This window comes from Thermodesulfobacteriota bacterium (assembly GCA_040754335.1).
Lineage (GTDB): Bacteria > Desulfobacterota_D > UBA1144 > Nemesobacterales > UBA2774 > 2-12-FULL-53-21.
The window spans coordinates 488,015-505,941 of record JBFMCV010000003.1 but is presented as its reverse complement, the minus strand read 5'-3'; the positions used below and the strand labels follow the sequence as shown (position 1 = coordinate 505,941).

20 protein-coding genes are annotated in these 17,927 nt (G+C 51.3%); 12 read left to right on the top strand and 8 right to left on the bottom strand.

Translation table 11 applies throughout. The features are described from left to right. Positions 1–21: 21 nt before the first annotated feature. The 6 genes from AB1598_08700 to AB1598_08675 all read left to right on the top strand — a co-directional run bounded on the left by AB1598_08700 (position 22) and on the right by AB1598_08675 (position 5,812). Complete coding sequence (locus AB1598_08700; GenBank protein ID MEW6145079.1) at positions 22–987, top strand: RluA family pseudouridine synthase; 966 nt, start codon at positions 22–24, stop codon at positions 985–987. 3 nt (positions 988–990) lie between these two features. Further along, on the top strand, positions 991–1,677 hold the full coding sequence (pgeF, locus tag AB1598_08695; GenBank protein ID MEW6145078.1) for a peptidoglycan editing factor PgeF: 687 nt from the start codon (positions 991–993) through the stop codon (positions 1,675–1,677). Between the two features lie 85 nt (positions 1,678–1,762). Next, positions 1,763–2,197, top strand: a complete 435-nt coding sequence (locus tag AB1598_08690; GenBank protein MEW6145077.1) for a hypothetical protein — start codon at positions 1,763–1,765, stop codon at positions 2,195–2,197. Positions 2,198–2,311: 114 nt separating this feature from the next. Continuing rightward, positions 2,312–3,520 (top strand): argininosuccinate synthase, encoded by a 1,209-nt coding sequence (locus AB1598_08685; GenBank protein ID MEW6145076.1) that lies wholly within the window; start codon positions 2,312–2,314, stop codon positions 3,518–3,520. An 11-nt stretch (positions 3,521–3,531) separates the two neighbouring features. Next, positions 3,532–4,539, top strand: a complete 1,008-nt coding sequence (gene queA / locus AB1598_08680) for a tRNA preQ1(34) S-adenosylmethionine ribosyltransferase-isomerase QueA (GenBank protein ID MEW6145075.1) — start codon at positions 3,532–3,534, stop codon at positions 4,537–4,539. A 16-nt stretch (positions 4,540–4,555) separates the two neighbouring features. Next, positions 4,556–5,812, top strand: coding sequence for a class I SAM-dependent RNA methyltransferase (locus AB1598_08675; protein ID MEW6145074.1), 1,257 nt, complete (start codon positions 4,556–4,558; stop codon positions 5,810–5,812). A gap of 52 nt (positions 5,813–5,864) precedes the next feature. Here the strand turns inward: AB1598_08675 and AB1598_08670 are convergent, their stop codons facing one another. Together AB1598_08670 and AB1598_08665 are read right to left on the bottom strand one after the other, a co-directional pair. Further along, a complete protein-coding gene (locus AB1598_08670) occupies positions 5,865–6,590 on the bottom strand; it encodes a lysophospholipid acyltransferase family protein (GenBank protein MEW6145073.1) in 726 nt (241 codons plus the stop codon). A gap of 63 nt (positions 6,591–6,653) precedes the next feature. Beyond that, positions 6,654–7,523 (bottom strand): GNAT family N-acyltransferase, encoded by an 870-nt coding sequence (locus tag AB1598_08665; GenBank protein MEW6145072.1) that lies wholly within the window; start codon positions 7,521–7,523, stop codon positions 6,654–6,656. 502 nt (positions 7,524–8,025) lie between these two features. Here AB1598_08665 and AB1598_08660 point away from each other — a divergent pair. After that, a complete protein-coding gene (locus tag AB1598_08660) occupies positions 8,026–9,081 on the top strand; it encodes a glycosyltransferase family protein (protein MEW6145071.1) in 1,056 nt (351 codons plus the stop codon). A 56-nt stretch (positions 9,082–9,137) separates the two neighbouring features. Here the strand turns inward: AB1598_08660 and AB1598_08655 are convergent, their stop codons facing one another. The 5 genes from AB1598_08655 to AB1598_08635 form a co-directional block, all read right to left on the bottom strand. Further along, positions 9,138–9,731 carry a hypothetical protein gene (locus tag AB1598_08655; GenBank protein MEW6145070.1) on the bottom strand — a complete coding sequence of 198 codons (594 nt, stop codon included), beginning with the start codon at positions 9,729–9,731 and terminating at the stop codon, positions 9,138–9,140. Between the two features lie 370 nt (positions 9,732–10,101). Continuing rightward, entirely contained in the window at positions 10,102–11,088 is a 987-nt protein-coding gene (locus AB1598_08650) for a glycosyltransferase (GenBank protein MEW6145069.1), read from the bottom strand. 49 nt (positions 11,089–11,137) lie between these two features. Then, on the bottom strand, positions 11,138–11,776 hold the full coding sequence (locus AB1598_08645) for a phosphatase PAP2 family protein (GenBank protein MEW6145068.1): 639 nt from the start codon (positions 11,774–11,776) through the stop codon (positions 11,138–11,140). Continuing rightward, complete coding sequence (locus AB1598_08640; GenBank protein ID MEW6145067.1) at positions 11,766–12,500, bottom strand: glycosyltransferase; 735 nt, start codon at positions 12,498–12,500, stop codon at positions 11,766–11,768. The genes AB1598_08645 and AB1598_08640 overlap by 11 nt, the downstream gene beginning before the upstream one ends. Before the next feature lie 148 nt (positions 12,501–12,648). Continuing rightward, positions 12,649–13,833, bottom strand: a complete 1,185-nt coding sequence (locus AB1598_08635; protein MEW6145066.1) for an ArsA family ATPase — start codon at positions 13,831–13,833, stop codon at positions 12,649–12,651. Between the two features lie 130 nt (positions 13,834–13,963). Between AB1598_08635 and AB1598_08630 the strand changes: the two genes are divergently transcribed. From AB1598_08630 to AB1598_08615, 4 genes are all read left to right on the top strand, one after another. Continuing rightward, positions 13,964–14,110: a hypothetical protein gene (locus AB1598_08630; protein MEW6145065.1), complete on the top strand. Its 147-nt coding sequence runs from the start codon at positions 13,964–13,966 to the stop codon at positions 14,108–14,110. Between the two features lie 253 nt (positions 14,111–14,363). Then, positions 14,364–14,924, top strand: a complete 561-nt coding sequence (locus AB1598_08625) for a hypothetical protein (GenBank protein ID MEW6145064.1) — start codon at positions 14,364–14,366, stop codon at positions 14,922–14,924. A gap of 170 nt (positions 14,925–15,094) precedes the next feature. Further along, on the top strand, positions 15,095–15,391 hold the full coding sequence (locus tag AB1598_08620; GenBank protein ID MEW6145063.1) for an HU family DNA-binding protein: 297 nt from the start codon (positions 15,095–15,097) through the stop codon (positions 15,389–15,391). Positions 15,392–15,668: 277 nt separating this feature from the next. Beyond that, the gene (locus AB1598_08615; GenBank protein MEW6145062.1) at positions 15,669–16,046 is read left to right on the top strand and encodes a response regulator; all 378 of its coding nucleotides are present in this window, start codon (positions 15,669–15,671) and stop codon (positions 16,044–16,046) included. Here the strand turns inward: AB1598_08615 and coaBC are convergent. Continuing rightward, positions 16,030–17,241, bottom strand: a complete 1,212-nt coding sequence (gene coaBC / locus AB1598_08610) for a bifunctional phosphopantothenoylcysteine decarboxylase/phosphopantothenate--cysteine ligase CoaBC (GenBank protein MEW6145061.1) — start codon at positions 17,239–17,241, stop codon at positions 16,030–16,032. The genes AB1598_08615 and coaBC overlap by 17 nt on opposite strands. Positions 17,242–17,406: 165 nt before the next feature. Here coaBC and AB1598_08605 point away from each other — a divergent pair, with 165 nt between their 5' ends. Continuing rightward, a complete protein-coding gene (locus AB1598_08605) occupies positions 17,407–17,886 on the top strand; it encodes a MarR family winged helix-turn-helix transcriptional regulator (protein MEW6145060.1) in 480 nt (159 codons plus the stop codon). Positions 17,887–17,927: the final 41 nt, after the last annotated feature.

The window sequence follows — 17,927 nt, the reverse complement described above, 5'->3', positions numbered from 1 at the left end:
ATAACTTTTTTCCCGGCTGCCATGAATAAAGAGGAGAAAACGAAAACCTTTGTTGTCCCTCCCGAGCTTTCGGGCATCAGGGCGGACACCGCCCTCCCCCATTTTCTTGCGGGGCTCACCAGGTCCCGGATAAAGGGTTTGATAGAGAAAGGGCTCGTGCTTGTCGGGGGTGAGCATATTAAACCTTCGAGGAAACTCGAATGCGGGGAAGAGGTGCTGGTCACGCTGCCGGCGCCCGAGCCTCTGGACGTCGTTCCCGAGGACGTTCCCATTAGCATTCTCTATGAGGATGACTGCATAGCCGTCGTGGACAAGCCTCCGGGCATGGCCGTGCATCCGGGCGCGGGCGTCAGGAGCGGGACGCTCGTAAATGCGCTCCTCTTCAGGTTTAAGAACCTTTCGGGAATCGGCGGCAAGATAAGACCCGGCATTGTGCACCGTCTCGACAAGGACACGTCGGGCGTAATGGTAGTCGCGAAAAACGACAGAGCCCATAACTCACTCGTAAATCAGTTCAAGACGAGGGCGGTCGAGAAGAAATACCTGGCCATTGTCGAGGGGAATTTAAAAAAGGATTCAGGGACATTTTCCTCTAAAATTGGGAGGCATCCTGTAGACAGGAAAAAAATGTCTTCGAAGGCGAAGGCCGGCAGGGAGTCGCTTACGCTATGGAAAGTCGTACAAAGGTTTAAAGACGCTTGCCTTGTCGAAGCCGAGCCCAAAACGGGCAGGACGCATCAGATAAGGGTCCACTTTTCCGAGAACGGCTATCCGATACTTGCCGACTCTGTGTACGGATTCAAAAAACATAAGTCGGCGGCGGTAGCCGCCGCGGCCGGGAAAATAGGAAGGCAGGCCCTCCACGCGTCCAGGATCGGCTTTTTCCATCCCCATACTCAAAAGTTCGTTGAATTTACGGCCGCCGTTCCGCGGGATATGAATGAAGCCCTTAACATTCTCGCCGAATCCGGGGAAAATAGTCTCTAGATCATGGGCTGGATCAAATCAAAGCTGCTGTCTTCACTCCCCGGCGTTGCTCACGGCTTTGCGGACAGGGACGCCGATGGAAACCCTTCCGAAGTCGCGGGGTACTTCGGGTTTTCCGGCTTGGCAACACTCAATCAGGTTCACGGGAAGGGGGTCTTCGTGCTGAGGGACAAAGCCGCGCTGGGGCTGGCTAAGGTCTCGGAGGGGGACGCTATAGTGACGTCCTTGAGGGGCATCGGCGTCGGCATATCGACGGCGGATTGTGTGTCTATACTGCTCACGGACCATGACGGAACAGTGGCCGGGGCGGTACACGCCGGATGGCGAGGTACGGTGCTGCGGATACTGGACTCGACACTTGAGAAAATTGATGAGGAATACGGACTCAAACCCTCCGACCTCAGCGCCGTTATAGGCCCTTCGGTCGGGAAGTGCTGCTATGAGGTCGGCGAGGACGTGGCGTCCCTGTTCAGAGACAGGTTCGAGGACTGGGGTCAATATCTAGCGGAGACAGATAGTTTCAAATATATGCTCGACCTTCCGGGAATAAACAGGGGCATGCTCGAGAAGGTAGGCGTCGCTAATATCGAAAATCTCGGGATATGCACTAAATGTAATCCGGGTTTCTTTTCCTACAGGCGGGAAGGTAAGGGGGTCGGAAGTCAGTTGAGCGTAATAGGGCTTGTTTAGTTCCCGTCCGTGAGCGGCGAATTTTTTTGTGGGTATAATAAACGGGGTTTCTTACTAAAATATTGATCTGGATTTGGAGGCGAGAATGCTTCAGATTATGTGCTGGGTTGATTCGGAAGACTACTGGTATCTGCGATCCCTCCACGAAAAGAATCAGAGTCTCGATTATTTCGGTTACAGGTTCGAGGTCGAGGGCGGTACGGAAGGGATCGGCACGAGCGTCGTAAGACTGCTTATAGTAGAGCTGATCAGCGCGAAAATGGCGGTTGGTTTTGTCATACCCAGGGATTTCAAAATGGAGAACGGCGATTTGACTCTGAGGTTCATCTCGCACGAGGAGCCCTCGAACGACGTTCCGGTAAATTGCAAGATATCGGACGAGGTAAAACGCGCCTCATACATGGGTGATGACCAGGAGAAGATAGAGTACATAGGTTTTACGCTCGAGAAATTTTATGAGAGTCACAACGCAAAGTTTTACCTCCACGATCTCAGGCCCCCGTCGGAGCATGGAGCATAGCTGGCCACGTTGATTATTATTCTTCGTGACGGCGTTTATCTGCGAGAGAAATTACAAATCTGATCCGAAACTTGATGTCCGAGCTGTCTCGGTTTAATGGAGGAATATCATATTATGAGCAAGACCGACAAAATAGTGCTGGCTTATTCCGGCGGGCTCGATACTTCTGTCATCCTCAAATGGCTGGCTGAGGAATACGACGCCGAGATTATAGCCTTCGTCGCCGACCTCGGTCAGGGGGAGGACCTTGAGGAGGCGAAGGAGAAAGCGCTCCGCACCGGCGCAAGCAAGGTGTACGTGGAGGATTTGAGGGACGAGTTCGTGCGCGATTTCGTATTCAAAGCCATAAAATCGGCTGCGGTTTACGAAGGGTCTTATCTCCTCGGGACCTCTCTCGCCAGGCCGCTCATAGCGAAAAAGCAGATAGAGATTGCTAAGAAGGAAAAGGCGTTCGCCGTCTCGCACGGCGCTACCGGAAAAGGGAACGACCAGGTGCGTTTCGAGCTCACGTATTATGCGCTCGACCCGGCGATCAAGGTGATAGCGCCGTGGAGGGAGTGGGACCTCAACTCGAGGAGCTCGCTCATAGAATACGCGGAGAAGCACGGTATCCCCGTCCCGGTCACGCAGCAGAAACCCTACAGCTGCGACAGGAACCTTTTCCACACGAGCTACGAGGGCGGGATACTCGAAGACCCGTGGTCCGAGCCGCCTGAAAATATGTTCGAGATGACGGTCTCACCCGAGAGGGCGCCTGACGAGCCCGTTTATATCGACATAGAATTTGAAAAGGGCGTTCCGGTGAAGGTAGACGGTAAGGAGCTCAGCCCGGTCGAGCTGCTCACGGTGCTCAACAAGGTAGGCGGGTCTAACGGCGTAGGCAGGGTCGATCTCGTCGAGAACAGGTTCGTCGGCATGAAGTCCCGCGGGGTCTATGAAACCCCCGGCGGCACGATACTCCACGCCGCTCACAGGGCGCTCGAATCGTTGACAATGGACAGGGAAATCATGCACATGAGGGACTCCCTCATCCCGAGGATCGCGGAGCTCATATACTACGGTTTCTGGTATTCCCCCGAGATGGACATGCTCATGGCCGCGGTCGAGGAATCGCAGAAGAGCGTTACAGGCACGATAAGGCTCAAGATATACAAGGGGAATATCATACTCGCCGGCAGGCGCTCTCCTTACTCTCTTTATAAAGAAGACCTGGCCACGTTCGAGAAGGACAGCATATACAACCAAGCGGACGCGACCGGGTTTATAAAGCTGAATGCGCTCAGGCTTTCGGTCCGGAAGCTCCTCGAAAAGAAGGGGAAGTAGATCCGATCCCGATGAAGACGTCAGACTTCGATTATGATCTGCCCGATGAGCGGATCGCATACCGTCCGGCCGCGGAGAGGCAGAACTCGAAGCTGATGGTACTTGACCGGGGGAATGGCGAAATAACACACAGGAAGTTCTCAGAACTCCCCGGTCTCCTCACCACGGGGGACCTCCTCGTACTTAATGATACTAAGGTGATACCGGCAAGGCTCTTCGGCAGGAAAAAATCCGGAGAAAGAGCCGAATTACTTCTCGTCGGAAAGGTGGACAACCGGACATGGACATGTCTCGTAAGGAATCCGAGAGAGGGGCTTGTGATCGGGTTCGATGACGGCCCTTCGGGAAAGCTCTTCAGTAATGGCGCAGACGTGTGGCTCGTAGAATTCAGCGAAGCCCCGGATTCGTATATAGAAAAATCGGGCAGGATGCCGCTTCCTCCATACATCAAGCGCGAGCCCGACGCCCGGGACAGGGTCTCCTATCAGACCGTCTATGCGGAAAAGCCGGGAGCTATAGCCGCTCCGACTGCGGGGCTGCACTTTACTCCCGCGCTCCTCAAGGAAATCGAGCGGAGAGGCGTGCTTACGGCGTACGTCACTCTCCACGTCGGCATCGGCACGTTCAAGCCTGTGAAATCGGAGCTCGTCGAAGAGCACGATATGCACCGGGAGTTCCGCGAGATACCCCGAGAGACGGCCGATGCCGTTAACAGCGCGAGGTCCCGGGGCGGAAGGGTGATAGCGGTCGGAACGACTGTTCTCAGGACTCTCGAGTCCTCGGTAAACGAATCGGGCGAAGTCGTGCCGTGCAGGGGGGAGACCGGTCTCTTTATACTCCCCGGCTACGGATTCAAGGTTTCAGACGCACTCGTCACGAACTTCCATCTCCCGCGGTCGACGCTTCTTATGCTCGTTTCCGCGTTCGCAGGCAGGGATTTTATCTTCAGGGCTTATCACGAGGCGCTCCGGCTGGATTACAGGTTCCTCAGCTACGGGGACGCCATGTTTATAGTTTAAACATGAGGGGACAGAGTTGCGCGTAGAGATAGAGAGGCTTGCATACGGCGGAAGCGGTATAGCGAGGAAAGAGGGGAAGGTCTATTTTGTAAAGGGCGGGCTCCCGCGCGACGTCGTCGATATAAGGGTTACCAGAGACAGAGGCAAATTCGCCGAAGCAGTGATCGAGACGCTGGTCGAGCCTTCCTCGGAACGGGTGGAGCCTCCGTGCCGTGTGTTTCACATCTGCGGCGGATGCCAGCTTCAAAATCTCGGTTATGAAGCGCAGCTCAGGGAGAAGGAAAACATACTCGGAGAGACCGTTCAGAGGATAGGCGGGATCAGGGATGTCCGCCCGGAGCCCATCTTCCCTTCGCCGTCCGAGTACGGATACAGGAGGCGCGTCCTGCTTTCGGCATGGTATTCCGGAATGGGCTGGCACGTCGGCTATTACCGCGGGATGAGCAGGACGAACGTAAAGATCGATTCGTGTCCGGTCGCAGACGAGGTCATAAATAAAGCGATAGCGAGGCTGTCGGACGTTCTTTCCTCTATCGGGGACCCGCGTTATCCGCTCGATAGGATATATCTGTCTTCGGACGGGACGAAGGCTTATATAACGCTTGCGCCCAGGCCGGGAAGCGGGCCCGCTCCTCTCGGTTCGCTCGCTAGGCACCTGAGAAGGCACGGGGAGACGGAAAACGTATCGGTTCAGGGAGCGGACGAGACAGAGTTCGAGTTGTCCGTTTGCGGTCTCAGGCTTCTAACCGCACCTTCTCTATTTACGCAGTCGAATGCGCCTGTCAACGAAGCTCTTGTTTCTACAGTCGTCGAGTGGGCGGAGCTGAAAGGCGGGGAGACGGTCATCGACCTCTATTCGGGCGCAGGTAATTTTTCCATACCCCTCGCGACGTCGTCAGAACGTGTTATTTCGGTTGAATTGAGTAAAAAAGCGGTTGAACTCGAGAAAAGAAGCGCGAGTCTAAACGGAATAAATAATATAATTTTTCAGAACGCCCGGTGCGAAGAGTACTTGCGAGATACCGGCCCTGGCGCTAAGCCCGTGGATATAGTCGTGCTCGACCCGCCGAGAGAGGGCGCAAAGGGAGCGGTCGAGGGGATTGCGCGACTCTCGCCCGGGAAAGTCATCTATGTATCATGCGACCCCGCCACGCTCGCGAGGGATCTGAGGATGTTGATAGATTCGGGTTATCGTCTTCAAAGATTAAAACCGTTCGATATGTTTCCTCAAACGTATCATATAGAATCCCTCTCGCTCCTCGTCAGAGCCTGAGCAGCTTCTGCCGGATTCAAAGTGAAAATGCTCTCTATTGAATATGCGGTGCTCATCGCGCGGCGGCTTTATCCGGGGCCGCGCCGTTGAGGAAAGTGTCGTTGATAATGCCGTATACAGAGCTCGCAAGCTCCTTTCTCGACTGAGCTTCATCAGGGTCGATTTTTTCAAGCAGTATTAATTCTGCGTCTATGGATTTAACTGTCAGCAGCTTGTTAAAGTGATCGAAGAATTTCATGTCGCCGTAATAATAGACGAGGTCCCTGTTGTTCTCGTTGAGCTCCTCCCCGTCGATCCTGCTGTATCTTATGCAGAGCGGCAGGATCTCGACACCTCCTTTCTCGGCCATGCTCAATAGGGGCGTTTTAAAGGGCAGCACCCGCTCCCCGTTCGATGTGGTCCCTTCGGGGAAGAGCACTACGTTCACGCCGAGCCTTAATATGTCCGTGATCGACTCGATCTCCCTCCTCAGCCCCGAGCGGTTCCTCCGCTCGACGAAAAAGCCTCCGCTCAGCTCCGTCACCTTTCCGAGGAGGAACGTGTCCTTGACTTCGTCGACGCTCGCAATGAAAGTTGCTGGAAAGATCGAGAAGATGATGAAGATGTCGAGGTAGGATAGGTGGTTTGACAGTATGAGATAGTTACTTCCGCCTCGGGGGGAGGTGTTCCGCCGGTCAGTGACACTGACATTGATCCCGAACGTCTTTACGAGGAGCGAATTGTAGAAAGATGCGAATCTCGTCGACCATACGAGTTTCCTTTTCTTATCGCTTATCATCGCCCGGAAGGACGTTGCGATCAGGATATAGGATGAGACTATACAAAAAAAAAGAAGAGCTTCTTATACTTCCTGATCATTAGGTGCCTTGTATTTCTTCTCAAAGGATTTGGTTATAAGGTCGAGGTCAAGGACCGTGAAGAAGTCGGCGCACTTGAACTTCTTGTCGAGCGCCGGTTCACCGCAAATGACCGATCCCGCCTTGAGATAGCTCTTGAGGAGAGGAGGGATAAAGTCCTCGATCGATTCCGTCCTGATGGCGAACTTGTCGAAGGCGCTCAGATAGTGATCGAGCTCCTTGATCCTGTGTTTTTCGTTGGGATAGACCCTGAAGTCTTCGGGCGACAGGTAGAGCTCTTTTATGTATTTGTAAATAAGGCTGATCTCGACGATGTTCGTCGTGCCGATGCTCGAACACCCGAAGAGGTACCTGGCGTTTATCTTCTTGAAATACTCCGACAGCCCCTTCCACAGGAGCGCTATCCCCGTGCCGTTTCTGTAGTCCTTGTGTACGCACGCCCTTCCGAGCTCGAGCTTTATGCCGGGGGCGGATTTTATCTGGTCCATTGAGAATTCCGTCTCGGAATAGAATTTGTCGGAGAAGGTCGAGGAGATGAATCTGTAAGTCCCCACTACTATATTCTGTTTCTTGTCGAGAATTATCAGGTGATCGCAGAGCCTGTCGAACTTGTCTATGTCTGTCCCGGAAAAATTTTCCTTATTCAGGGTTTCCCTGTAAAAGACCTCGTATCTTAAATTGAGCGCCTTCTCCAGCTCGAAACTGTTCTCGACGGTTTTGATTAGGAACCTGCTGCTTTCGATGTAGAGCGGCACCTTCGGTTTGAACTGTCTTAATTTCCACCGGAAAGCTTTCCTGAGCACGTTTGATGTGGTTACGGTGTCTTTTAAAGATATGACTTTCTTTGCCAGCATGCGCTTCTCCGCATTTAAGTGTTAACTGTTTAATACCATCTTATTATTTAATCCGTATTAAGCGACAGTGAATTCCACGTTTATAAAATGTATCAATTATATCAAACAAGCGGATATAAAGTCCAGTTTTGACGGACATTGGGTTACGAAGGACGTTTCGGTACGATTGAGTCCATTTAATATATTTTTAATATTCCCTTAATGCAGAAAAAATACAATACCCTTATCGTAAAACCCGCTGCTGATGGGTTAGCTGCGGGACGGACTGCTCGGCCCTATATGCTTGGAATAACTCTGTTTATGGAATATAATTGGGTTTTGGATGCTATGGATGCTCGGTTGCACCGAGGGCGCTAAAACATGTCCCGGCTAATGTCGAAGGAACCTAAGTAGCTGAAATGCATGGAATATAATTGATTCATCGGACGCACGGCATATTCATGACGACTTACTGATTTGGGCCGGAGCCCGATGGAAGGGGCTCTTCTTTACTGAACAGGGTATGAAAGTATTATTCGGAATTCAGGGTACGGGAAACGGTCATATCTCCCGATGCAGGGAGCTGCTCAAGTACCTTCTCAAGCATGCGGAAGTCGATGTTCTCGTGAGCGGCTATCATCACGAGGTCGATCCCGGGTTCGAAGTGAAATTCAAGCTCCCGGGCCTGGGTTTCACGTTTGGGAAACGGGGCGGAATAGACTACTGGCACTCTATTAAAAACTTCAGCCCGTACAAGTTGCTCTCGGACATATATAATATACCGGTAGACAAGTATGACCTGGTAGTGAGCGATTTCGAGCCGATCACGGCATGGTCGTCGAAACTGAGGGGCGCACCCTCCGTTTCGCTGTCTCACCAGGCTGCATTCCTTTCCCCGAACATCCCGAGACCCAGACAAAAAAACCGTATACAGGAGCTCATAATCAAATGGTACTCGCCGTCTCCCACTCACATAGGACTTCATTTCCAGGAATACGACGATTTTATATTCACGCCGATAATAAGGGAGGAGATAAGAAACTCCGATGTAAAGAACAGGGGGCATTATACGGTCTACCTTCCTTCCTATGATTACAGCTTCCTCTCGGGACTGTTAAAGAAGATAGACGTCAGGTGGGAGGTGTTTTCGAAGCATCACAAGGGAGAGCCTTATAAGGACTCGAACGTCACCGTTTACCCCGTGAATAACGGCGAGTTCGTGAGAAGCCTGTCCGAGTGCGAGGGCATACTCTGCAACGCGGGGTTCGAAACCCCCGCCGAGACGCTCTACCTCGGCAAAAAACTGATGGTCATTCCCATGAGGAGACAATATGAGCAGCAGTGTAACGCCGAGGCGCTTGAGAGACTGGGTATACCTGTGGTCAGGAACCTGGGACAGGGTTTCGAAAATAAATTATGCGACTGGATAAATTCGGATTTTGTATTTAACGCGAACTACAAGAACAACCTTCCGTTAATCGTGGAGAGGATACTCGACGGCACTTCCAGGGCTGACGCGCTGAACGATTATATTGCGGAGCCGGATTTCAATAAAAACGGCGCGGGCGGGACGGACTGAAAAAAACGGTCATTAATGTAAGTGTCACACCTGCCGGGATTCCTCTGCGGACGGGGCTAAGATGTTTTCAGTCTTTTATCACCGTTGTTGGATACGTTTGATATGATGGAGAGGCTTACCAGTTTTTCTGCAATATTCTTGTATAGCTCGCCGATTTTCAGCAGGTTTATAACCTCGTCTATGTTGTGCCAGTCCTGGATCAGGTACGTGAGCATGACCCTCTTGTGCTGGTCCTCCAGAGATTCGATATACGAGTAGTCTTCTTCCAGTTTTTTCGTATCCAGCTTTTCACGCCAGTTTTCATTCTCGACCAGAATCCTTATATGCGGGAGCAGTACGTCGAGCATCTGTTTGGTATCGAAATCGGTACACATGGGTTTTTTCGATTTGAGGTTTTCCATAAGGTGTACCGAATACGTGAGTTTCTGGATTATCGAAAGCATGAGTCTGAGGGCGGTAACATTATTCGGATTTTGTTTCTTCCTGCTTTTTTCTATCGCTGTCTCGAGCTTTACCTTGAGATGAATCAGGTCGTTCCTGAGTGATTCCAGCTCTCCTTCGTTCCTCGTGTTGATATAGTCTTTCGATTTCGATATTAGCCTTTCGAATTTGCTCTCCAACAGAGATCTGTCCAGATTATCCGTTTCCATTTCACCCCTCCAGGAAATTGATGGGGGTAATTCTATATGTCGATTGTTAAGACTGTGTGAAGATTGTGTTAAGAAATAAGGCATCGATATTTAGATCTTTGTTCTATTGCGACCTGGAATATTTAAATAAATTGGTTGAGCCGTGGAAAAAAAGGACGGGTCCCTGCGGGCCGGGACCCGCCCGAATCTTTTAGAGTGCCCGGTGAGAGAGGCGGGCAATCAAATAGCAGATGATATTATTCTAGCGCTTTCTTGTTAAGGCAATTTTATATTCCGGTTAAGACGGAATTAAATCTGCATTTCGATGCATGCTTATTCTATTCGGTGATTCGTCCGGCGGGGGGAGGTAAGAATGTTAAGTTAAATGGTATCACATGAGATGATTTACGAACTGGTCGGCGATCGATTTCCAGCTCTGTGTACAAGCGTACTCGAGCGCATTGCGCGATAGGGAGCTCAGTTTGTTGAAGGCTTTCTCGACGTTCTCTTCCAGGCTGTCTCCCAGGTATCCCGTGATCCCGTTCTGAATAATGTCGTTCGGGCTCGGGACATCGTATGCCACTACCGGCAAGCCGCAGGCCATGGCCTCGAGTATCACGAGTCCGAACGTATCGAACCTACTCGGGAATACGAATACCTGAGCCTGCGTATATATGTCCTTAAGCCTGTTGTGGGGTACGTACCCGGCGAATTCGACGTCGGGGTATCTGCTCTTGAGGGTACTCAGATAAGGTCCGTCGCCCACGAGGATCTTCCTGTATCCGGGTATTCTGCAGAAATCGTCGAGATTTTTGTCCTTGCTCACCCTGGCCACGGTTATAATGGTTTTTTCGCGAGCGGTTTTTTCTCCGTCTCCGGGATTGAAGAGCCTGGTATCTACCCCCCGACCCCATACGATGCAGTTACTTAGTCCGAGCTGCCTTGCTATGCTCTTTGTGGTCACGAGAACTTTCCTGCTGCACCTGTGGAACCACCTCACGTAGAGCCAGGTGAGGAACGTGGGAACCCCGTAAAGAACCCACCCGTAGTCAGCTAGTCTCGTGTGGTAGGACGTATTGTAGTTGATTTTGTTTTTCCTGCAGAACTGCCTCATGGCGAGGCCCAGGCTCCCTTCCGTCGCTATATGCACCCTGTCGGGCAGGTGCTCGTCATAATATTTACTGACGATCTGATTCGCGTTTTTCAGGATCGGTATGTTTCCCTGAAGCTTGAGCGGGAGGTGTTCCGAACCTTCTATATAAGGATTCAGGACAGCTACGTCGTGGTCCCTCCCGATGATGTTCGTGATGTAACTCCATGTGTGCACTACGCCGTTTACCTGAGGATGCCAAGCATCCGTGACGAGCATTATTTTCATTTTTATTTCGCTCCTCTGCCGGTACTTCGTTCGAAGCTTGCTATAGTGCTCAAAGGACGTTCGTCAGATATAAAATGATTATTACGGTTGCCGCTCCGAGGAAACTCCCCGCAAGGGTCTGTGAAATCGTATGCCTGCCGAGCCTGATGCGTGACCAGGCTATCATGGGCACTATGAGCGTGAGCGGTATAACGTTCTCTCCGTAAAGCGCAATCGTAAGAAACGCGAGTCCCGCGGCCGAGGTGCAGTGACCGCTTATTTTCCATTTAAGGGTGATTATGAAGACGAGGAGTATTTGAAGGAGAGCCGCCGCGGTTACTATCAGCATCAGTCTGGGAGCACCGCCCAAATACATTACGAGGAAGATGAGGGCCGCATAGGCGAATATAGCAAACAGAGGCTGTGCGCGTTCTTCCCTGATGTTCATATGGAAGTCGCTTATTTTTCCCCTGTGTACGAGCGTAAGGACGAACACTGTAGGAGGGATGATCAGCAGAGCAATGAATACCAGTATCCAGAATAATGAGGATTCGCTCTTGGTCGCGAGCGCGGTCACCAGAATACAGGCAAGCGCCACGAGCGGCGGGCTGAACAGGTTCGAAATTATACGTGCTGACTTGTCCCGCCAGTCAAGCGGCAGGATTATCGGATCGGAAGTCTGCTGGTATATTTTTTTCTCAGTTCCCATTTTGCAGCTCCCGGTTCGTGTTTATATGCGACCAATAACCCCAATCGCTGCTTTTGAGCCTGTCGGGAATCAGGTCGAAGTATAAAGCCGTGCATCTCGTGATCGAGTGTAGTGTCTTTTTTATAACGCCCCTTTCGAGCCGCCTGTGGTCTCCGGCATATACAACCAAATCGGAGGTAAAGTAAGACCTGTATCCCATGCGGTCTATCCGCCAAGCGAGCTCGGAATCCTCGTTGCAGGTGAGCTCCATGTCGAACCCTCCCGACCTCTCGTAGGCTTCCCTCCTGATGATGCAATTCGATCCCGAGGCGGCTGGCACGCCGAGCGCGTGAATGAGACGCTGGCCGTATGCGAACCATTTGTAATAGGCGCGAAAGCGGTCGAGGGACAGCTTGGGTCCGTATATCAGGTCGTATTCTCCAAGGCTCCCGACGTTCCCGAAGTAATCCTGGGAGAATACGATATCCGCGTCAGTAAAGAGCAGCCACGGGGTAGTTGCGGCATCGGCGCCTATCCGCCGAGCTTCGGTGACGGTTCCGGGATGCCTGATCACGGTAGTATAATCGGGACGGGCAGAGGAAACAATATCCGCTGTCGGGTCTTCGCTCGCATCTACAACTACCATGTTGATATTTTCAGGGACTGATCTTAAAAAATTACGTATGTTGGCGGATTCGTTTCTCGTCGGAAGGATAATGGTTATATCGTTCAGCTCTATTCCCATGATTAATATAATAATTACTATGTATTAAGCGGTGTTGAATTTCACGTTAATTTACCGTTAAATCCGTCACAGTTTTAAGGTCCCTAATTTGTATAATTATAGTTCATCCGGGGGCTCCGGGGAATGCCTCATAACAGGCTGCTGCATCTTATTTTTTTGAGCCGCCGCCTCTCTCGAAGCTTATTTTCAATATCCCTTCTTCGAGGTTCGCCTTCTCCACGTTCAGCCTGGCGAGGAAGCTGGGCAGGAAAATATTCCTCCTCTGGTTCTCGATCTGTATGGTAAGCTCCTCGCCCACCTGATGGAGCTTGACCTCTTCCTTGCTGACGAAGGGCAGCTTCAATAAAAGCGTGTAAGCTCCTCTCTCTTTGATTACCTCGTAGGATTTCCCTCTGTAGAAAATATCCACGGGGTCTTTTTTTGAGAATAGCCTGTCGCCGAACTCCAGAAGCGCGTCCAAGCCGAGAACCTCCTTAGAGAACAGAGGCGCTTCGTGTATCGGGATCTCGCTGAAGAGCTCCCCGACTTCCTTCCTGTAATTCTTCTGGAACTCCTTCCATTCATTAAAATAGGGATGGTCGAGCTCTTTCGGCATCACCCTGTTCACTATAACGGTATCCACGTTGTAACCGTAGAGGTTGAGATAAGTGTATGCCCTCTGGGTTTCCTTTATTACCATCTTTTCGAGATTGAGCACGAGCCTTATCGACGTAATCTCCGGGTTTGAGAACGTCCTGTGTATGGAGTTCAGCTTTTCGAAGAGGTCCTCGATCGCGGAATACGTCTCTTCTTCGGGGAGCGGCATATCGGATACGACCTTCACCGCCGGCCTTACCACCTTGAGGAGCTTCCTCTCGATGGGAAAGACCTTCACTATCCACCACCTCGCGACATCAGGCAGGGAGAGGAGCCTGAGCGTCTCCCCCGTAGGGGCGCTGTCCACGATGATAACGTCGTAGTCCCCGTCCTTGAAATGGCTGTATACCCAGAGGAAACACGAAACCTCCTCCATTCCCGGGAAGATGCTGAACTCTTCCGCCAGTACGTCGTCCACCTTCATCCAGTTGAAGAGAGATTGTATATATCCCGTGAGTTTCCCCCAGTATTTATCGACTGAATAGAAGACGTCGATTTCCTGGGCGTAAAGGTCTTTCATGATTTTTTTGGGCTCCGGTCCGATGTCGATATCGAACGAGTCCCTCAGGCTGTGGGCGGGGTCTGTCGAGACGACTAATGTCTTGTGTCCCCTCTTGGCCGACTGAAGCGCTGTCGCTGCGGCTGCCGTCGTTTTCCCGACGCCGCCTTTCCCCGTATACAAGATTATTCTTTTCATTCATTCCCCGTATGTGCCCGGTATCAGGCAAAGGTAAGATTCGTTGATATATTACCTTACTCTACTTCTTGACATAAGTTTCGAAGGGCATAAAATACTTGTCCTGTATATCCTTCGGGAGGCTTAAGTCATGGCTCAAAACGGTAATACGGGAAGCGAAGGCGCGGGCAAAACCTACGACGCACTCTTCGCCGTCCTCGCGTTCGCTCTGCTCCTTGGAACGGCGCTGCTCGCCGTAGGCGGCATCTATTACAGCTTTATCAATCCGGCTTTTTGACCGGACTAGACAACATGCTCTCCCCCAGTGTTTGGAACCTGTCCGCGGTTTCCGGTTTCTGACGGAACACATACTGATTCTCTCACGGCTCTCAGGCAGTTCCGTAATATATCCCTGGCGTAAAAAAAGATGCCGGTTACAGGCCGTCTCTTGCTCGACGGAGACTCTGCTTTCCGGATAGACCCGACCTTTCCCTCGTCCGGCTTTGTTTGCAGGCAGGTCGGGTGATATAATGGGTAAGGAGGGCTGACTCATGAGCGACGATAAACCGTATGGCTCTTTACCGGATCCCGATATCTCATCCAGCGAAAGAAGTTTCGCGAAGAAGATTCATACGGAAGAAGCGATTCTCGTTACACTCATGGCTCTGTCGGCGATAGGCATTGGTGTGACAAATTTCATGCCGGAAGAGAGCTTCTGGTACTGGGCGGCGATGGCGCCTGTTTTCGGGGCGGTAAGCATTTACATAGGATGGTCGAAGGCAAGGCGGCGAGGGGAAGGGATGTCGAGGATAATCCGCGTCCAGCTTCTCCACTGGGCTGGGCTCCTGGCGGCCGTTGTCCTTATTTATTTCCTGTTCCAGCGTACAGGCCGCATAGATTATAATCAGCTCGCTCTGATGTCTCTTCTGGCACTCGCGCTTGCTACTTTCCTCGCAGGAGTGCATTTCGATTGGCGGTTCATGGTCGTGGGCATAGTGCTGGGGACGTGCGTTCTAGGCGCAGCGTTCGTCGAGCAGGTGTTGTGGATGATCGTGATACCGGTCGCAGCCGCGCTCGTTCTGATAGTGTTCTGGTGGAAGCGTGCCCTCTGAGCGGTGCTCTCTTGAGCATGGCTCATGGTTTGACGCTCAAACTCCCGAGGTTTAAAAGTGAAGGCAAGACCGCCCTTTGGAATCGCTCCTATTTTTCGCGGAAATATTGATTTTTACAGTGCTTTTCTGTACTATTGATGACACTAAAACCAGTTTTAAAGGAGAGGGAGATGGCCGAGAGAAACCCGATGACAAAATCTCAGTTATCAAACCATATAGCCGAATTGGCAGGGATCACCAAGAAGACAGCAAACGAGATATTGGACGAGCTGGCTGCGATTGCTTACAAGGAAGCAAAGAGAAGCAAACAGTTCACGATCCCCGGGATAGGGAAGTTGGTGTTGTCCAAGCGTAAGGCGAGAATCGGCAGGAATCCCGCCACAGGCGCCGAGATCAAGATACCGGCTAAAAAGGTTGTGAAGTTCAGGGTGGCCAAGGCGTGTAAAGACGCTGTCTTAGGTGAATAGCGTTTATCTTTCATACATACAGTTAGGGACTCACTCGTAAGCATCTGCGGTTCTTGCAAAATCCGAGATAATCGCAATTGGTGTCAAGGGACGGCTCTGCATACCCTATCGGCTGCCGTCCCGGATACTATACTGTTGAACTAAATAATCACACGCAAATCTTTTTGGCGGTATAATTCGGATAGGCGGCATCTTACAAGGTTCAACGAAGGTTTAATAGGCCTGGCTCCGGGCTTGCGGCCGCCCGCGAAGATTATATGTGATGAGGTCCTGACGTATGCCAAAAGTTCTGCTGATCGAAGACGAAGAATCATTAAGGAAACTCTATACCAGAATACTCACCGCGAAAAACTATACGGTTGTTTCGGCTTCGGACGGAGAAGACGCGCTTTCCGTATTGGAGAAGTTCAGGCCCGACGTTATTGTGCTCGATATCGTGATGCCCAACTACAACGGCGTTGAGTTCCTTAAAATACTGAAGAACGACGTTGAGCTTAAGAGCATACCGGTCGTGATGCTGACAGCACTTTCCGAAATGAGGAAAATTACGGAATGTCTCGATATGGGGGCGATCGGCTATATAACCAAAGACAGCACGGTTGAAGAGATCGTTCAGAGACTAAATTTCCTGATCGAATCTATAAGCGTGCACTAGAAGACTTCAGTTCGATTATTTTATCGAATATCATCCTTGCGATTTCAGGCTTGGCTGCCTTGGGCATCGCTTCCGTTTTTCCGTCGCGGTAAACGAAGTGAACGATATTCGTATCCGTCTCAAAACCCGCGCCGGGGACCGATACATCGTTCGCGATAAACAGGTCGGCGTTTTTTCTTTTCAGCTTATCCTTTGCGTGGTCGATGAGGTCGTCCGTTTCGGCGGCGAACCCCACGACGAATCTGCCGTTCTTCCTCTCGCCGACTGCTTTCAGAATGTCCTTCGTGTTCTTGAGCTTCAGCACCCTGGCGTTTTCGTCTTTCTTGATTTTGCCGTTTGTTCTTTCAGAAGGCGTATAATCCCCGACTGCCGCGGCTTTTATAACAATCGTCGACCAGTCGAGGTATTCCATAACCGATTCATACATGTCGCCTGCGCTCACCACCTCGACGACTTTGGCCCCGGAGGGAGGGGCGATGTTCGTTTTCCCTGATACCAGAACAACATCTGCTCCGCGCATGAGGCCTTCTTTTGCGAGCGCATAACCCATTTTTCCGCTGGACGGGTTAGAGATAAATCTCACAGAGTCTATAAATTCCCTCGTCGCGCCCGCTGTCACGAGTACCCTTTCGCCGGAGAGGTCCTTTGGAGTCAGGGTCTTTTCGATCTCGTTCACTATATCGGAGATTTCGGGGAGCCGCCCCTTTCCCTCCCACCCGCAGGCGAGGCTGCCCTCGGCGGGCTCGACAATTATAAACCCGCGCTCTCTGAGCTTCTCCAGGTTTTCCTGCACGACCCGGTTGCTGTACATATTTACGTTCATCGCGGGACACAGGATAACCGGCGAGAGAGTCGCCAGGATAACGTTCGTAAGTAGGGTGTCGGCTATGCCGGACGCGATCTTGCCTATAAAGCTCGCGGTAGCCGGCGCTACGACTATAATGTCAGCGCTGTCCGCAAGGCTTATGTGCCCTATTTCGGATTCCCATCCGAGATCGAAAGTCTTCGTGGCGACACGGTTCCCGGATAGGGTCTGCAGCGTGAGCGGGGTTACGAACTCCATTGCGTTCTGGGTCATAATTACCTGCACGGAAGCTTCTTCCCTAACGAGGCTTCTTACAAGCTCGCAGGATTTGTAGGCGGCTATCCCTCCGGTCACGCCCAGGATTATCTTTTTGTTTTTGACCACAGACATATTTATTTCCGTCTCACGTGTTTATAAAATCCGTCTTCAAGCACAAAGCCTCCGAATAGTATATTCCTCTATAGAGTTATGTAAAATTTTTTCTCCAAAACCTTTGCGGTTGACAAGTAAATATTAGGTGTATATACTCCTATTGTGAACGGGACTGAATCAGTGATGAATAAACGCATAAAAGAAAAGAATCTGTTAGAAGACCTGGATCCGAAGGCTCTGGCCGAATGCAGGGAATGCACCTGTTTTAATCTGCGTAAGGCAACGAGGGTCGTAACGCAGTTTTATGACGATAATATGAGGCCGACGGGTCTGAGGGGCACACAATTTGCACTCCTCGCTCACACGCAAGCTATGGGACCGGTTGCCTTATCCAAGCTCGCCGAGGTTATGGTGACTGACCGTACGACACTGGCCCGTAACCTCGAACCCCTCGAAAAGAGCGGTCTCGTCGAAGTTGAGGACGGCGATGACAGGCGTGTACGTATCATCAACATTACGGAGGAGGGCCGAAAGAAGCTTTCAGAGGCATATCCATACTGGCAGAGAACACAGGAAGAAATAAAAAAGATGATGGGTCAGTATGAATGGACGGCTTTGACTTCACGGTTATCCGTGCTGGTCGATCGAGTACAAAAGAAGTAAAAATTTTTAGGACATTACGTGTAGATACTCCTAACTAAATG

Coding starts and splice junctions, on each gene's coding strand:
- AB1598_08665 (MEW6145072.1), bottom strand. CDS start 7,523: ATGCTGGCAAAGAAAGTCATATCTTTAAAAGACACCGTAACCACATCA.
- AB1598_08655 (MEW6145070.1), bottom strand. CDS start 9,731: ATGGAAACGGATAATCTGGACAGATCTCTGTTGGAGAGCAAATTCGAA.
- AB1598_08640 (MEW6145067.1), bottom strand. CDS start 12,500: ATGGGAATAGAGCTGAACGATATAACCATTATCCTTCCGACGAGAAAC.
- AB1598_08645 (MEW6145068.1), bottom strand. CDS start 11,776: ATGGGAACTGAGAAAAAAATATACCAGCAGACTTCCGATCCGATAATC.
- AB1598_08615 (MEW6145062.1), top strand. CDS start 15,669: ATGCCAAAAGTTCTGCTGATCGAAGACGAAGAATCATTAAGGAAACTC.
- AB1598_08630 (MEW6145065.1), top strand. CDS start 13,964: ATGGCTCAAAACGGTAATACGGGAAGCGAAGGCGCGGGCAAAACCTAC.
- AB1598_08625 (MEW6145064.1), top strand. CDS start 14,364: ATGAGCGACGATAAACCGTATGGCTCTTTACCGGATCCCGATATCTCA.
- AB1598_08620 (MEW6145063.1), top strand. CDS start 15,095: ATGGCCGAGAGAAACCCGATGACAAAATCTCAGTTATCAAACCATATA.
- AB1598_08670 (MEW6145073.1), bottom strand. CDS start 6,590: ATGATAAGCGATAAGAAAAGGAAACTCGTATGGTCGACGAGATTCGCA.
- coaBC (MEW6145061.1), bottom strand. CDS start 17,241: ATGTCTGTGGTCAAAAACAAAAAGATAATCCTGGGCGTGACCGGAGGG.
- queA (MEW6145075.1), top strand. CDS start 3,532: ATGAAGACGTCAGACTTCGATTATGATCTGCCCGATGAGCGGATCGCA.
- AB1598_08700 (MEW6145079.1), top strand. CDS start 22: ATGAATAAAGAGGAGAAAACGAAAACCTTTGTTGTCCCTCCCGAGCTT.
- AB1598_08635 (MEW6145066.1), bottom strand. CDS start 13,833: ATGAAAAGAATAATCTTGTATACGGGGAAAGGCGGCGTCGGGAAAACG.
- AB1598_08660 (MEW6145071.1), top strand. CDS start 8,026: ATGAAAGTATTATTCGGAATTCAGGGTACGGGAAACGGTCATATCTCC.
- AB1598_08650 (MEW6145069.1), bottom strand. CDS start 11,088: ATGAAAATAATGCTCGTCACGGATGCTTGGCATCCTCAGGTAAACGGC.
- pgeF (MEW6145078.1), top strand. CDS start 991: ATGGGCTGGATCAAATCAAAGCTGCTGTCTTCACTCCCCGGCGTTGCT.
- AB1598_08690 (MEW6145077.1), top strand. CDS start 1,763: ATGCTTCAGATTATGTGCTGGGTTGATTCGGAAGACTACTGGTATCTG.
- AB1598_08685 (MEW6145076.1), top strand. CDS start 2,312: ATGAGCAAGACCGACAAAATAGTGCTGGCTTATTCCGGCGGGCTCGAT.
- AB1598_08605 (MEW6145060.1), top strand. CDS start 17,407: ATGAATAAACGCATAAAAGAAAAGAATCTGTTAGAAGACCTGGATCCG.